The 13876-nt window shown below is 52.9% G+C and carries 13 protein-coding genes, 2 tRNA genes, 1 rRNA gene and 2 pseudogenes; 13 read left to right on the forward strand and 5 right to left on the reverse strand.

Translation table 11 applies throughout. The features are described 5' to 3' along the window. From rrf to BFF42_RS00665, 3 genes are all read left to right on the forward strand, one after another. Positions 1-85 (forward strand): 5S ribosomal RNA (rrf, locus tag BFF42_RS28520); the annotation flags it as partial. 54 nt (positions 86-139) lie between these two features. Next, positions 140-216, forward strand: a tRNA-Asp gene (locus tag BFF42_RS00660). An 8-nt stretch (positions 217-224) separates the two neighbouring features. Next, positions 225-300 (forward strand) — tRNA-Trp (locus tag BFF42_RS00665). Positions 301-395: 95 nt separating this feature from the next. Here BFF42_RS00665 and hdfR read toward each other — a convergent pair. After that, positions 396-1234, reverse strand: a pseudogene (gene hdfR / locus BFF42_RS00670) (HTH-type transcriptional regulator HdfR). 118 nt (positions 1235-1352) lie between these two features. Between hdfR and maoP the strand changes: the two are divergent. Then, entirely contained in the window at positions 1353-1691 is a 339-nt protein-coding gene (gene maoP / locus BFF42_RS00675; protein ID WP_000841001.1) for a macrodomain Ori organization protein MaoP, read from the forward strand. 24 nt (positions 1692-1715) lie between these two features. On the opposite strand, the gene BFF42_RS00680 is transcribed toward maoP, so the two are convergent. Beyond that, a complete protein-coding gene (locus tag BFF42_RS00680) occupies positions 1716-3236 on the reverse strand; it encodes a YifB family Mg chelatase-like AAA ATPase (protein ID WP_039059663.1) in 1521 nt (506 codons plus the stop codon). Between the two features lie 350 nt (positions 3237-3586). Here BFF42_RS00680 and ilvL point away from each other — a divergent pair, with 350 nt between their 5' ends. From ilvL to ilvA, 7 genes are all read left to right on the forward strand, one after another. Beyond that, a complete protein-coding gene (gene ilvL / locus BFF42_RS00685; protein ID WP_001311244.1) occupies positions 3587-3685 on the forward strand; it encodes an ilv operon leader peptide in 99 nt (32 codons plus the stop codon). Between the two features lie 85 nt (positions 3686-3770). Further along, positions 3771-3821, forward strand: coding sequence for a peptide IlvX (gene ilvX, locus BFF42_RS00690; protein WP_113771618.1), 51 nt, complete (start codon positions 3771-3773; stop codon positions 3819-3821). A gap of 2 nt (positions 3822-3823) precedes the next feature. After that, on the forward strand, positions 3824-5470 hold the full coding sequence (gene ilvG, locus BFF42_RS00695) for an acetolactate synthase 2 catalytic subunit (RefSeq protein ID WP_001012626.1): 1647 nt from the start codon (positions 3824-3826) through the stop codon (positions 5468-5470). After that, positions 5467-5730, forward strand: coding sequence for an acetolactate synthase 2 small subunit (gene ilvM / locus BFF42_RS00700; RefSeq protein ID WP_000983255.1), 264 nt, complete (start codon positions 5467-5469; stop codon positions 5728-5730). The genes ilvG and ilvM overlap by 4 nt, the downstream gene beginning before the upstream one ends. A gap of 19 nt (positions 5731-5749) precedes the next feature. After that, positions 5750-6679, forward strand: coding sequence for a branched-chain-amino-acid transaminase (ilvE, locus tag BFF42_RS00705; protein WP_000208520.1), 930 nt, complete (start codon positions 5750-5752; stop codon positions 6677-6679). A gap of 64 nt (positions 6680-6743) precedes the next feature. After that, on the forward strand, positions 6744-8594 hold the full coding sequence (gene ilvD, locus BFF42_RS00710) for a dihydroxy-acid dehydratase (RefSeq protein ID WP_001127401.1): 1851 nt from the start codon (positions 6744-6746) through the stop codon (positions 8592-8594). Positions 8595-8596: 2 nt separating this feature from the next. Further along, on the forward strand, positions 8597-10141 hold the full coding sequence (gene ilvA, locus BFF42_RS00715) for a threonine ammonia-lyase, biosynthetic (RefSeq protein ID WP_000785598.1): 1545 nt from the start codon (positions 8597-8599) through the stop codon (positions 10139-10141). Here ilvA and ilvY read toward each other — a convergent pair. Further along, complete coding sequence (gene ilvY, locus BFF42_RS00720) at positions 10138-11028, reverse strand: HTH-type transcriptional activator IlvY (protein WP_000365778.1); 891 nt, start codon at positions 11026-11028, stop codon at positions 10138-10140. The two genes, ilvA and ilvY, sit on opposite strands and share 4 nt — an antisense overlap. A 149-nt stretch (positions 11029-11177) precedes the next feature. On the opposite strand from ilvY, the gene ilvC reads away from it, so the two are divergent. Further along, positions 11178-12653, forward strand: coding sequence for a ketol-acid reductoisomerase (gene ilvC, locus BFF42_RS00725; RefSeq protein ID WP_001295253.1), 1476 nt, complete (start codon positions 11178-11180; stop codon positions 12651-12653). An 86-nt stretch (positions 12654-12739) separates the two neighbouring features. Here ilvC and ppiC read toward each other — a convergent pair whose 3' ends face one another. Next, on the reverse strand, positions 12740-13021 hold the full coding sequence (gene ppiC / locus BFF42_RS00730) for a peptidylprolyl isomerase PpiC (RefSeq protein ID WP_001140251.1): 282 nt from the start codon (positions 13019-13021) through the stop codon (positions 12740-12742). Between the two features lie 198 nt (positions 13022-13219). Beyond that, positions 13220-13498: pseudogene (locus BFF42_RS00735) on the reverse strand (type II toxin-antitoxin system PemK/MazF family toxin); the annotation flags it as partial. A 91-nt stretch (positions 13499-13589) separates the two neighbouring features. Here BFF42_RS00735 and BFF42_RS00740 point away from each other — a divergent pair. Then, a partial coding sequence (locus tag BFF42_RS00740; protein WP_000567737.1) for a transposase occupies positions 13590-13876 on the forward strand: 287 nt, incomplete at its 3' end.

The raw sequence follows: 13876 nt of genomic DNA on the forward strand, positions 1-13876 counted from the left end.
ACCCCATGCCGAACTCAGAAGTGAAACGCCGTAGCGCCGATGGTAGTGTGGGGTCTCCCCATGCGAGAGTAGGGAACTGCCAGGCATCAAATTTAGCAGTAAGCCGGTCATAAAACCGGTGGTTGTAAAAGAATTCGGTGGAGCGGTAGTTCAGTCGGTTAGAATACCTGCCTGTCACGCAGGGGGTCGCGGGTTCGAGTCCCGTCCGTTCCGCCACCCTAATTAGGGGCGTAGTTCAATTGGTAGAGCACCGGTCTCCAAAACCGGGTGTTGGGAGTTCGAGTCTCTCCGCCCCTGCCAGAAATCATCCTTAGCGAAAGCTAAGGATTTTTTTTATCTGAAATAACCCTCTCCGAAGTAAATCCTTCTACCGGCATCCTTGCCAGCCATTCATATTAATACACTTCATCCAGCACGTTAATTTTCAAAAGATCGCGAATCAACGCATTTTTATCGCTATTTTGCAGCCATATGGCATAAAGCGGCCGTGAAAGTGTTGTGCTATCGACAACGGTATGCAGGCCGCCTTTTTTACGCGCCCAGCTGACGGGTAGCCAGGTGCAACCATTAAGCATCGCAATCTGTTGCTGTGCCAGTTCAGCAGAACTGGTTGTCAGAATGGGCACTTCGTCAGCACCGATCAAACCTGCCTCATGCTGTTGAAAATCTGGCCCCCACTCAAGTCGCAGATAATTAAGATCTCCCTTTAGTTTTGAAGGGGCACTGGTATAAAGCGCTAAAGTGAAATATCCCAGCAACTGACTACTAAATTCGTCCATTTTGGGCGCTTCAGTGGTAATAAGAAGATCAAGCTGGCGTTCATGCAGCTGTTTTACCAGAGACTGCGTTGGGCAATTCGCGCTTCGAACTGTAAGCCTGTATGGGCATCCTGATTTTGATACAAACGTCCCAGCCACTGATTAAGCATACATTCCCACAATGAGGCGCTGGCACCGATAGAAAACTCGTTATGTCGTGAGGTATGCGCCACCTCCTTGCGGGCGGCCTGCCAGGTGCTCATGAGCATTTCTGCATAAGGCAGTAGTTTTTCACCGGCAGCGGTTAAACGGATATTGTTTCTGTGGCGGGTGAAAAGGTTCACACCCAGTTGATTTTCCAGTTGTCTGATTCGAAAGCTCACTGCTGACTGGGTCAGATAGAGCGATTCAGCCGCTCGACCAAAGTGACGCGTTCGGCTAACTTCCAGGAAAGTTTTTAACAATTCCGTATCCACAGTGCTCTCCGCAAAATTATTTGTCGTTATGATTTAAATGTTTTGTTTTACACTCTGTCAAGCGTAACTAATACTCCGCGCCATAACTAGCTCGGTCAAAGAATTAGGAGCGTGCAGGATGGCGGAAAGCTTTACGACGACTAATCGATATTTCGACAATAAACATTATCCACGTGGATTCTCTCGTCATGGTGATTTCACCATCAAAGAGGCACAACTGCTTGAGCGTCATGGTTATGCCTTCAATGAGTTGGATCTTGGCAAACGCGAGCCGGTTACCGAGGAAGAGAAACTCTTCGTAGCAGTATGCCGTGGCGAACGTGAGCCAGTGACAGAAGCAGAACGCGTGTGGTCCAAGTATATGACGCGTATTAAGCGTCCAAAACGTTTTCACACCCTTTCCGGCGGTAAACCGCAGGTTGAAGGTGCTGAAGACTACACCGATTCTGACGATTAATAAAAAGGGCGAAATGCCCTTTTTTTATGTCAGTAGTTTCTGCAGATGGATGAGCAAACGGTCAATCGCTCGATAGCTAACTGCCTCCTGCAAATGTTGACGTGTGATAATGTCAAACTGATCAATATCAGCAATGGTTCGTGCAACTTTCAATAACCGCTGCCAGGCACGAATCGATAACCCCAGATGGATCAGCGTTTCTTCCAGCCACATCGCATCTTCGCTCTCAAGTTTGCAGAATTGGCGTATTTCCGGACTATCCAGCCAGGCGTTCAGTTTATTCTGCCGCTTAAATTGGCGCTCTCTGGCGGCCATTACGCGTTGTTTAACGGTGGCGCTGCTTTCTCCCGGCACTACCGCTTTACTCAAAATACGGGGAGGCGGTAATGGGATCTCCAGTGAGAGATCGAAGCGGTCGAGAAAGGGACCAGAGAGTCGGTTGAGATAACGCAGCGTTTGCTCTGGTGTGCAGCGGTTATGGTTTCCCTGATAATGTCCGGTAGGGCTGGGATTCATCGCCGCGACAAGCTGGAAACGGGCTGGATAGGTTATTTTTGCTCGCGTGCGTGAAAGATGGATCTGCCCGGATTCAATCGGCTCTCGCAAGGCATCCAGTGTACGCCTTTCAAATTCAGGTAACTCATCAAGAAAAAGCACGCCGTTATGCGCCAGCGAAATTTCACCGGGCCCTGGAATTGCGCCACCGCCTACCATCGCAGTTAACGATGCACTGTGATGAGGTGAGCGGAACGGGCGCTGCCGCCATTGTTTTTGTACTGATTCAGCATTTACCAGACTTAATATCGCAGCACTCTCCAGTGCCTCTTCATTGCTTAAATCTGGTAACAGGCCATTAATACGGCTGGCGAGCATTGTTTTACCTGTTCCCGGCGGCCCAATCAGTAAAAGGTTGTGCCCGCCAGCGGCGGTAATTTCCAGCCCTCGCTTTCCTTGTTCCTGACCGATAACATCACTGAGATCATGTTGTAGCGCCCGGGATACTGCATCAGTTGGTTTCGGGCGTTCGAGAGCGTGCTTACCTTCCAGAAACGCACAGACAGCTTGCAGATGATCGGCTATCAGGCATCCTTCACCGTTAATTAGCTCCACTTCATCTTCGTTATCTTTCGCGACGATAATTTTTCTGCCCGACTTAATAGCTTCAGTTGTACTGGAGATTGCGCCGGGAACGCCACGCAGAGCGCCTGTAAGCGCCAGTTCTCCGACTAATCCATATTCATCTAACTTATTGGCTGTAAGCTGTTCTGAGGCCGCCAGCAACGCAATGGCGATAGGTAAATCATATCGTCCCCCTTCTTTTGGCAGATCAGCTGGAGCCAGGTTGATGGTGATTTTTTTCGCCGGATATTCATATCCGCTATTGATAATGGCGCTGCGCACGCGATCGCGAGCTTCTTTTACCGTTGTTTCTGGTAAGCCCACCTTCGTTAAGCCGGGTAGACCTTTACTGATATGTACCTCAACAGTGATCGGGGGCGCATTTACTCCCAGGGCTGCGCGGGTATGAACAATTGACAGTGACATAAGCCCTCCTTGAGTAACCATTATGTGCATAAGATATCGCTGCTGTAGCCCGCTAATTCGTGAATTTTAGTGGCTGATTCCTGTTTATTTGTGCAAGTGAAGTTGAGTTGTTCTGGCGGTGGAATGATGCTCGCAAAAATGCAGCGGACAAAGGATGAACAACGAGGAAGGGAACAACATTCATACTGAAATTGAATTTTTTTACTCACTATTTTATTTTAAAAAACAACAACTTATATTGAAATTATTAAACGCATCATAAAAATCGGACAAAAAATATCTTGTACTATTTACAAAACCTATGGTAACTCTTTAGGCATTCCTTCGAACAAGATGCAAGAAAAGACAAAATGACAGCCCTTCTACGAGTGATTAGCCTGGTCGTGATTAGCGTGGTGGTGATTATTATCCCACCGTGCGGGGCTGCACTTGGACGAGGAAAGGCTTAGAAATCAAGCCTTAACGAACTAAGCCCCCCGCACCGAAAGGTCCGGGGTTTTTTTTGACCTTAAAAACATAACCGAGGAGCAGACAATGAATAACAGCACAAAATTCTGTTTCTCAACATTCAGCACGGGGAACTAACTATGAATGGCGCACAGTGGGTGGTACATGCGTTGCGGGCACAGGGTGTGAACACCGTTTTCGGTTATCCGGGTGGCGCAATTATGCCGGTTTACGATGCATTGTATGACGGCGGCGTGGAGCACTTGCTGTGCCGACATGAGCAGGGTGCGGCAATGGCGGCTATCGGTTATGCCCGTGCTACCGGCAAAACTGGCGTATGTATCGCCACGTCTGGTCCGGGCGCAACCAACCTGATAACCGGGCTTGCGGACGCACTGTTAGATTCTATCCCTGTTGTTGCCATCACCGGTCAAGTGTCCGCACCGTTTATCGGCACTGATGCATTTCAGGAAGTGGATGTCCTGGGATTGTCGTTAGCCTGTACCAAGCACAGCTTTCTGGTGCAGTCGCTGGAAGAGTTGCCGCGCATTATGGCTGAAGCATTCGACGTTGCCAGCTCAGGTCGTCCTGGTCCGGTTCTGGTCGATATCCCAAAAGATATCCAGCTAGCCAGCGGTGACCTGGAACCGTGGTTCACCACCGTTGAAAACGAAGTGACTTTCCCACATGCCGAAGTTGAGCAAGCGCGCCAGATGCTGGCAAAAGCGCAAAAACCGATGCTGTACGTTGGTGGTGGCGTGGGTATGGCGCAGGCAGTTCCTGCTTTACGAGAATTTCTCGCTACCACAAAAATGCCTGCCACCTGCACGCTGAAAGGGCTGGGCGCAGTTGAAGCAGATTATCCGTACTATCTGGGCATGCTGGGAATGCATGGCACCAAAGCGGCGAACTTCGCGGTGCAGGAGTGCGACTTGCTGATCGCCGTGGGTGCACGTTTTGATGACCGGGTGACCGGCAAACTGAACACCTTCGCACCACACGCCAGCGTTATCCATATGGATATCGACCCGGCAGAAATGAACAAGCTGCGTCAGGCACATGTGGCATTACAAGGTGATTTAAATGCTCTGTTACCAGAATTACAGCAGCCGTTAAATATCAATGACTGGCAGCAATACTGCGCGCAGCTGCGTGATGAACATGCCTGGCGTTACGACCATCCCGGCGACGCAATCTACGCGCCGTTGTTGTTAAAACAACTGTCGGATCGTAAACCTGCGGATTGCGTCGTGACCACAGATGTGGGGCAGCACCAGATGTGGGCTGCGCAACACATCGCCCACACTCGCCCGGAAAATTTCATCACCTCCAGCGGCTTAGGCACTATGGGTTTTGGTTTACCAGCGGCGGTTGGCGCACAAGTCGCGCGACCGAACGATACCGTCGTCTGTATCTCCGGTGACGGCTCTTTCATGATGAATGTGCAAGAGCTGGGCACCGTAAAACGCAAGCAGTTACCGTTGAAAATCGTCTTACTCGATAACCAACGGTTAGGGATGGTTCGACAATGGCAGCAACTGTTTTTTCAGGAACGATACAGCGAAACCACCCTTACTGATAACCCCGATTTCCTCATGTTAGCCAGCGCCTTCGGCATCCCTGGCCAACACATCACCCGTAAAGACCAGGTTGAAGCGGCACTCGACACCATGCTGAACAGTGATGGGCCATACCTGCTTCATGTCTCAATCGACGAACTTGAGAACGTCTGGCCGCTGGTGCCGCCTGGCGCCAGTAATTCAGAAATGTTGGAGAAATTATCATGATGCAACATCAGGTCAATGTATCGGCTCGCTTCAATCCGGAAACCTTAGAACGTGTTTTACGCGTGGTGCGTCATCGTGGTTTCCACGTCTGCTCAATGAATATGGCCGCCGCCAGCGATGCACAAAATATAAATATCGAATTGACCGTTGCCAGCCCACGGTCGGTCGACTTACTGTTTAGTCAGTTAAATAAACTGGTGGACGTCGCACACGTTGCCATCTGCCAGAGCACAACCACATCACAACAAATCCGCGCCTGAGCGCAAAAGGTATATAAAAATGACCACGAAGAAAGCTGATTACATTTGGTTCAATGGGGAGATGGTTCGCTGGGAAGACGCGAAGGTGCATGTGATGTCGCACGCGCTGCACTATGGCACTTCGGTTTTTGAAGGCATCCGTTGCTACGACTCGCACAAAGGACCGGTTGTATTCCGCCATCGTGAGCATATGCAGCGTCTGCATGACTCCGCCAAAATCTATCGCTTCCCGGTTTCGCAGAGCATTGATGAGCTGATGGAAGCTTGTCGTGACGTGATCCGCAAAAATAATCTCACCAGCGCCTATATCCGTCCGCTGATCTTCGTCGGTGATGTTGGCATGGGAGTAAACCCGCCAGCGGGATACTCAACCGACGTGATTATCGCTGCTTTCCCGTGGGGAGCGTATTTGGGCGCAGAAGCGCTGGAGCAGGGGATCGATGCGATGGTTTCCTCCTGGAACCGCGCAGCACCAAACACCATCCCGACGGCGGCAAAAGCCGGTGGTAACTACCTCTCTTCCCTGCTGGTGGGTAGCGAAGCGCGCCGCCACGGTTATCAGGAAGGTATCGCGCTGGATGTGAACGGTTACATCTCTGAAGGCGCAGGTGAAAACCTGTTTGAAGTGAAAGACGGCGTGCTGTTCACCCCACCGTTTACCTCATCCGCGCTGCCGGGTATTACCCGTGATGCCATCATCAAACTGGCGAAAGAGCTGGGAATTGAAGTGCGTGAGCAGGTGCTGTCGCGCGAATCCCTGTACCTGGCGGATGAAGTGTTTATGTCCGGTACTGCGGCAGAAATCACGCCAGTGCGCAGCGTAGACGGTATTCAGGTTGGCGAAGGCCGTTGTGGCCCGGTTACCAAACGCATTCAGCAAGCCTTCTTCGGCCTCTTCACTGGCGAAACCGAAGATAAATGGGGCTGGTTAGATCAAGTTAATCAATAAATACAAAAAATGGGACGGCACGCACCGTCCCATTTACGAGACAGACACTGGGAGTAAATAAAGTATGCCTAAGTACCGTTCCGCCACCACCACTCATGGTCGTAATATGGCGGGTGCTCGTGCGCTGTGGCGCGCCACCGGAATGACCGACGCCGATTTTGGCAAGCCGATTATCGCGGTTGTGAACTCGTTCACCCAATTTGTACCGGGTCACGTCCATCTGCGCGATCTCGGTAAACTGGTCGCCGAACAAATTGAAGCGGCTGGCGGCGTTGCCAAAGAGTTCAACACCATTGCGGTGGATGATGGGATTGCCATGGGCCACGGGGGGATGCTTTATTCACTTCCATCTCGCGAACTGATCGCTGATTCCGTTGAGTATATGGTCAACGCCCACTGCGCCGACGCCATGGTCTGCATCTCTAACTGCGACAAAATCACCCCGGGGATGCTGATGGCTTCCCTGCGCCTGAATATTCCGGTGATCTTTGTTTCCGGCGGCCCGATGGAGGCCGGGAAAACCAAACTGTCCGATCAGATAATCAAACTCGATCTGGTTGATGCGATGATCCAGGGCGCAGACCCGAAAGTTTCTGACTCCCAGAGCGATCAGGTTGAACGTTCCGCCTGCCCAACCTGCGGTTCCTGCTCCGGGATGTTTACCGCTAACTCAATGAACTGCCTGACCGAAGCGCTGGGTTTGTCGCAGCCAGGCAACGGCTCGCTGCTGGCAACCCACGCGGACCGTAAGCAGCTGTTCCTTAATGCTGGTAAACGCATTGTTGAATTGACCAAACGTTATTACGAGCAAAACGACGAAAGTGCACTGCCGCGTAATATCGCCAGTAAGGCGGCGTTTGAAAACGCCATGACGCTGGATATCGCGATGGGTGGATCGACTAACACCGTACTTCACCTGCTGGCGGCGGCGCAGGAAGCGGAAATCGACTTCACCATGAGTGATATCGATAAGCTTTCCCGCAAGGTTCCACAGCTGTGTAAAGTTGCGCCGAGCACCCAGAAATACCATATGGAAGATGTTCACCGTGCTGGTGGTGTTATCGGTATTCTCGGCGAACTGGATCGCGCGGGGTTACTGAACCGTGATGTGAAAAACGTGCTCGGCCTGACGTTGCCGCAAACGCTGGAGCAATACGACGTTATGCTGACCCAGGATGACGCGGTAAAAAATATGTTCCGCGCCGGCCCTGCGGGTATCCGTACCACCCAGGCATTCTCGCAAGATTGCCGTTGGGATACGCTGGACGACGATCGCGCAAACGGCTGTATCCGCTCGCTGGAACACGCCTACAGCAAAGACGGCGGCCTGGCGGTGCTCTACGGTAATTTTGCTGAAAACGGCTGCATCGTGAAAACCGCGGGCGTCGATGACAGCATCCTCAAATTCACCGGCCCGGCAAAAGTGTACGAAAGCCAGGACGACGCGGTAGAAGCGATCCTCGGTGGCAAAGTTGTCGCGGGCGATGTGGTGGTGATCCGCTATGAAGGCCCGAAAGGCGGCCCTGGCATGCAGGAAATGCTCTACCCAACCAGCTTCCTGAAATCAATGGGTCTCGGTAAAGCCTGTGCGCTGATCACCGACGGTCGTTTCTCTGGCGGCACCTCTGGTCTTTCCATCGGCCACGTCTCACCGGAAGCGGCAAGCGGCGGCAGCATTGGTCTGATTGAAGATGGTGACCTGATCGCTATCGACATCCCGAACCGTGGCATTCAGTTACAGGTAAGCGATGCCGAACTGGCGGCGCGTCGTGAAGCGCAGGAAGCTCGGGGTGACAAAGCCTGGACGCCGAAAAACCGTGAACGTCAGGTTTCCTTTGCCCTGCGCGCCTACGCCAGCCTGGCAACCAGCGCCGACAAAGGTGCGGTGCGCGATAAATCGAAACTGGGGGGTTAATAATGGCTGACTCGCAACCCCTGTCCGGTGCTCCGGAAGGTGCCGAATATTTAAGAGCAGTGCTGCGCGCGCCGGTTTACGAGGCAGCGCAGGTTACGCCGCTACAAAAAATGGAAAAACTGTCGTCGCGTCTTGATAACGTCATTCTGGTGAAGCGCGAAGATCGCCAGCCAGTGCACAGCTTTAAGCTGCGCGGCGCATACGCCATGATGGCGGGCCTGACGGAAGAACAAAAAGCGCACGGCGTGATCACTGCTTCTGCGGGTAACCACGCGCAGGGCGTCGCGTTTTCTTCTGCGCGGTTAGGCGTGAAGGCCCTGATCGTTATGCCAACCGCCACCGCCGATATCAAAGTCGATGCGGTACGTGGATTCGGCGGCGAAGTGCTGCTTCATGGCGCGAACTTTGACGAAGCGAAAGCTAAAGCGATCGAACTGTCACAGCAGCAGGGGTTCACCTGGGTGCCGCCGTTCGACCATCCGATGGTGATTGCCGGGCAAGGCACGCTGGCGCTGGAACTGCTCCAGCAGGACGCCCATCTCGACCGCGTATTTGTGCCAGTCGGCGGCGGCGGTCTGGCGGCGGGCGTTGCGGTGCTGATCAAACAACTGATGCCACAAATCAAAGTGATCGCCGTAGAAGCGGAAGACTCCGCCTGCCTGAAAGCAGCGCTGGATGCGGGTCATCCGGTTGATCTGCCGCGCGTAGGGCTATTTGCTGAAGGCGTAGCGGTAAAACGCATCGGTGACGAAACCTTCCGTTTATGCCAGGAGTATCTCGACGACATCATCACCGTCGATAGTGATGCGATCTGTGCGGCGATGAAGGATTTATTCGAAGATGTGCGCGCGGTGGCGGAACCCTCTGGCGCGCTGGCGCTGGCGGGAATGAAAAAATATATCGCCCAGCACAACATTCGCGGCGAACGGCTGGCGCATATTCTTTCCGGTGCCAACGTGAACTTCCACGGCCTGCGCTACGTCTCGGAACGCTGCGAACTGGGCGAACAGCGTGAAGCGTTGTTGGCGGTGACCATTCCGGAAGAAAAAGGCAGCTTCCTCAAATTCTGCCAACTGCTTGGCGGGCGAGCGGTCACCGAGTTCAACTACCGTTTTGCCGATGCCAAAAACGCCTGCATCTTTGTCGGCGTGCGCCTGAGCCGCGGCCTCGAAGAGCGCAAAGAAATTTTGCAGATGCTCAACGACGGCGGCTACAGCGTGGTGGATCTCTCCGACGACGAAATGGCGAAGTTGCATGTGCGCTATATGGTCGGCGGGCGTCCGTCACATCCGTTGCAGGAACGCCTCTACAGCTTCGAATTCCCGGAATCACCGGGCGCGCTGCTGCGCTTCCTCAACACGCTGGGTACGCACTGGAACATTTCTTTGTTCCACTATCGCAGCCATGGCACCGACTACGGGCGCGTACTGGCGGCGTTCGAACTCGGCGACCATGAACCGGATTTCGAAACCCGGCTAAATGAGCTGGGCTACGATTGCCACGACGAAACCAATAATCCGGCGTTCAGGTTCTTTTTGGCGGGTTAATGGTTCGGCAAAATCTTCCAGAACGCCTCAATCAGCGGCTCATGCAGCCGCTTTTTCTGCGCACAAACGCCCAGTTCAAACGGCGTTTTTTCATCGCTGCGCTCTAAAATCATCACGCGGTTACGCACCGGTTCGGGGCTGTTTTCCAGCACTACTTCCGGCAACAGCGCCACGCCACAGCCGAGCGCCACCATCGATACCATCGCTTCATGCCCGCCAACCGTGGCGTAAATCATCGGGTTGCTGATTTTATTGCGTCGAAACCACAGTTCAATGCGGCGGCGTACCGGTCCCTGATCGGCCATGATAAACGGCACTGTAGACCAGTCCGGCTTCTCTGACGAAACCTGGTTACGCACCGGGCAGGGCAGCGCGGGCGCAATCAGCACTACTGCCAGATTCTCCAGCATCGAAAACGCCACTGCGCCGGGCAGAGTCTCCGGTTTCCCGGCAATCGCCAGATCCGCTTCGCCAGTGACTACCTTTTCCATCGCATCTGCCGCATCACCAGTGGTTAGTTTGATCTCCACCGACGGGTGTTCCGCGCGGAAGCGGTCGAGAATCGGTGGCAGATGGCTGTAGGCAGCGGTCACCGAGCAGAAGATATGTAATTCGCCAGAGAGCGACGGCCCTTGCTGATCGATGGTGTGGCGCAACTGCTGATACTGCAACAGCGTTTGCTGGGCGAAAACGCGCAGCTCTTCGCCCGCTTCAGTCAGCGTCACCGTGCGGTTATCGCGCACAAATAGCGGCTGACCAAGATCTTCTTCCAGGCGCTGAATCTGCCGTGAGAGCGTGGATGGGCTAACGTGCATCGCCCGCGCGCTGCGGCCAAAATGGCGGCTTTCCGCCAGATGCAGGAAGGTTTTCAGATCGCGTAAATCCAATGGAGCAGCCCTCAATGTTGACGTTGCAGAAATTGCAATGTGACGTTGTGAATATATCAATTTCCGCAATAAATTTCCTGTCATATAGTGAATTCAATCTCGCAAACGCGAACCGAACAATAAGAAGCACAACATCACGAGGAATCACCATGGCTAACTACTTCAATACACTGAACCTGCGCCAGCAGCTGGCACAGCTGGGCAAATGTCGCTTTATGGGGCGCGACGAATTCGCCGACGGCGCGAGCTACCTTCAGGGTAAAAAAGTGGTTATCGTCGGCTGTGGCGCACAGGGGCTGAACCAGGGCCTGAACATGCGTGATTCTGGTCTCGATATCTCCTACGCTCTGCGTAAAGAAGCGATTGCCGAGAAGCGCGCATCCTGGCGTAAAGCGACCGAAAACGGTTTTAAAGTGGGCACTTACGAAGAACTGATCCCGCAGGCGGATCTGGTGGTTAACCTGACGCCAGACAAGCAGCACTCCGACGTAGTGCGCACCGTACAGCCACTGATGAAAGACGGCGCGGCGCTGGGTTACTCGCACGGTTTCAACATCGTCGAAGTGGGCGAGCAGATCCGTAAAGACATCACCGTAGTCATGGTTGCGCCGAAATGCCCTGGCACCGAAGTGCGTGAAGAGTACAAACGTGGATTCGGCGTACCGACGCTGATTGCCGTTCACCCGGAAAACGATCCGAAAGGCGAAGGCATGGCGATCGCTAAAGCATGGGCGGCAGCAACCGGTGGTCACCGTGCGGGCGTGCTGGAATCGTCCTTCGTTGCGGAAGTGAAATCTGACCTGATGGGTGAGCAAACCATCCTGTGCGGTATGTTGCAGGCTGGCTCGCTGCTGTGCTTCGACAAGCTGGTGGAAGAGGGCACCGATCCGGCATACGCAGAAAAACTAATTCAGTTCGGTTGGGAAACCATCACCGAAGCGCTGAAGCAGGGCGGCATCACCCTGATGATGGACCGTCTCTCTAACCCGGCGAAACTGCGTGCTTACGCGCTGTCTGAACAGCTGAAAGAGATCATGGCACCCCTGTTCCAGAAACATATGGACGACATCATCTCCGGCGAATTCTCCTCCGGTATGATGGCGGACTGGGCCAACGATGATAAGAAACTGCTGACCTGGCGTGAAGAGACCGGCAAAACCGCCTTCGAAACCGCGCCGCAGTATGAAGGCAAAATCGGCGAGCAGGAGTACTTCGATAAAGGCGTACTGATGATCGCGATGGTGAAAGCGGGCGTTGAGCTGGCGTTTGAAACCATGGTCGATTCCGGCATCATTGAAGAGTCTGCATATTATGAATCACTGCACGAGCTGCCGCTGATTGCCAACACCATCGCCCGTAAGCGTCTGTACGAAATGAACGTGGTTATCTCTGATACCGCTGAGTACGGTAACTATCTGTTCTCTTACGCTTGTGTGCCGTTGCTGAAACCGTTTATGGCAGAGCTGCAACCGGGCGATCTGGGTAAAGCTATTCCGGAAGGTGCGGTAGATAACGCGCAACTGCGTGATGTGAACGAAGCGATTCGCTGCCATGCGATTGAGCAGGTAGGTAAGAAACTGCGCGGCTATATGACGGATATGAAACGTATTGCAGTTGCGGGTTAAGTGCGCGCTGATGTCCTCACCCCGACCCTCTCCCACAGGGAGAGGGAGAAAACACTCAAGGCCTTCTCCAGGAGAAGGCCTTGCTATTAGTTACGGTACAGCACCTTAATGATGTGGTAACCGAACTGGGTGTGCAGCGGGCCGGTCGGCTCCAGTACCGGACAAGAGAACACAACTTTATCGAACGCCGGAACCATCTGACCCTGGCGGAATTCACCTAAATCACCGCCGCGTTTGCCTGATGGGCAAATGGAGTGTTTCTTCGCCAGCTTGCCGAAATCGGCACCGTTCTTAATCTGCTCGAGAAGATCCAGAGCCAGTTTCTCTTCTTTTACAAGGATATGCAGTGCTGCTGCTGTTTTTGCCATGATCGTGCCTTGAGTGAATAATTGTCAGGCGGCGATTTTAGCATGATCCGCAGATGCTAACGTAATTGTCAGTCAGGGAGGGGCTGGTACATATATGGCAAAAGCCCGGAAAATCCGGGCTTCGCAGGTCCCTCAAGGGGAGAAAACTTAGGGCCTCTATGGGCTACAAAGTCATTATCGGGGATGGTTATTTTATTGTCAATTTATGAGCGATATGGCATTGATTGACTTGATGACCGCCCTCTGTATGTCTGCAACCAACTCATGTGGCAAACATTGATTAAGATACCCTCTGTAAGTCCTTGCTCTATTTAATCGGTTTCGACTGACTTGTTGTACCAGGTCGGCTTTGGCCCAACGAATCTGCTGATCAAAGAATTGCAGGCCATTGATAACATTACTGGCTATTTCAACATGCATTCCACGATTTAACTTGTCATGATCGCGAGTGGTTGATAATGGAACGACGATACATGCTAGACTGGCCCCCTGAATCTCCAGACAACCAGTATCACTTAAATAAGTGATAGTCTTAATACTAGTTTTTAGACTAGTCATTGGAGTACAGATGATTGATGTCTTAGGGCCGGAGAAACGCAGACGGCGTACCACACAGGAAAAGATCGCAATTGTTCAGCAGAGCTTTGAACCGGGGATGACGGTCTCCCTCGTTGCCCGGCAACATGGTGTAGCAGCCAGCCAGTTATTTCTCTGGCGTAAGCAATACCAGGAAGGAAGTCTTACTGCTGTGGCCGCCGGAGAACAGGTTGTTCCTGCCTCTGAACTTGCTGCCGCCATGAAGCAGATTAAAGAACTCCAGCGCCTGCTCGGCAAGAAAACGATGGAAAATGAACT

Source organism: Shigella sp. FC1661 (genome assembly GCF_001712525.1).
GTDB classification, from domain to species: domain Bacteria; phylum Pseudomonadota; class Gammaproteobacteria; order Enterobacterales; family Enterobacteriaceae; genus Escherichia; species Escherichia coli.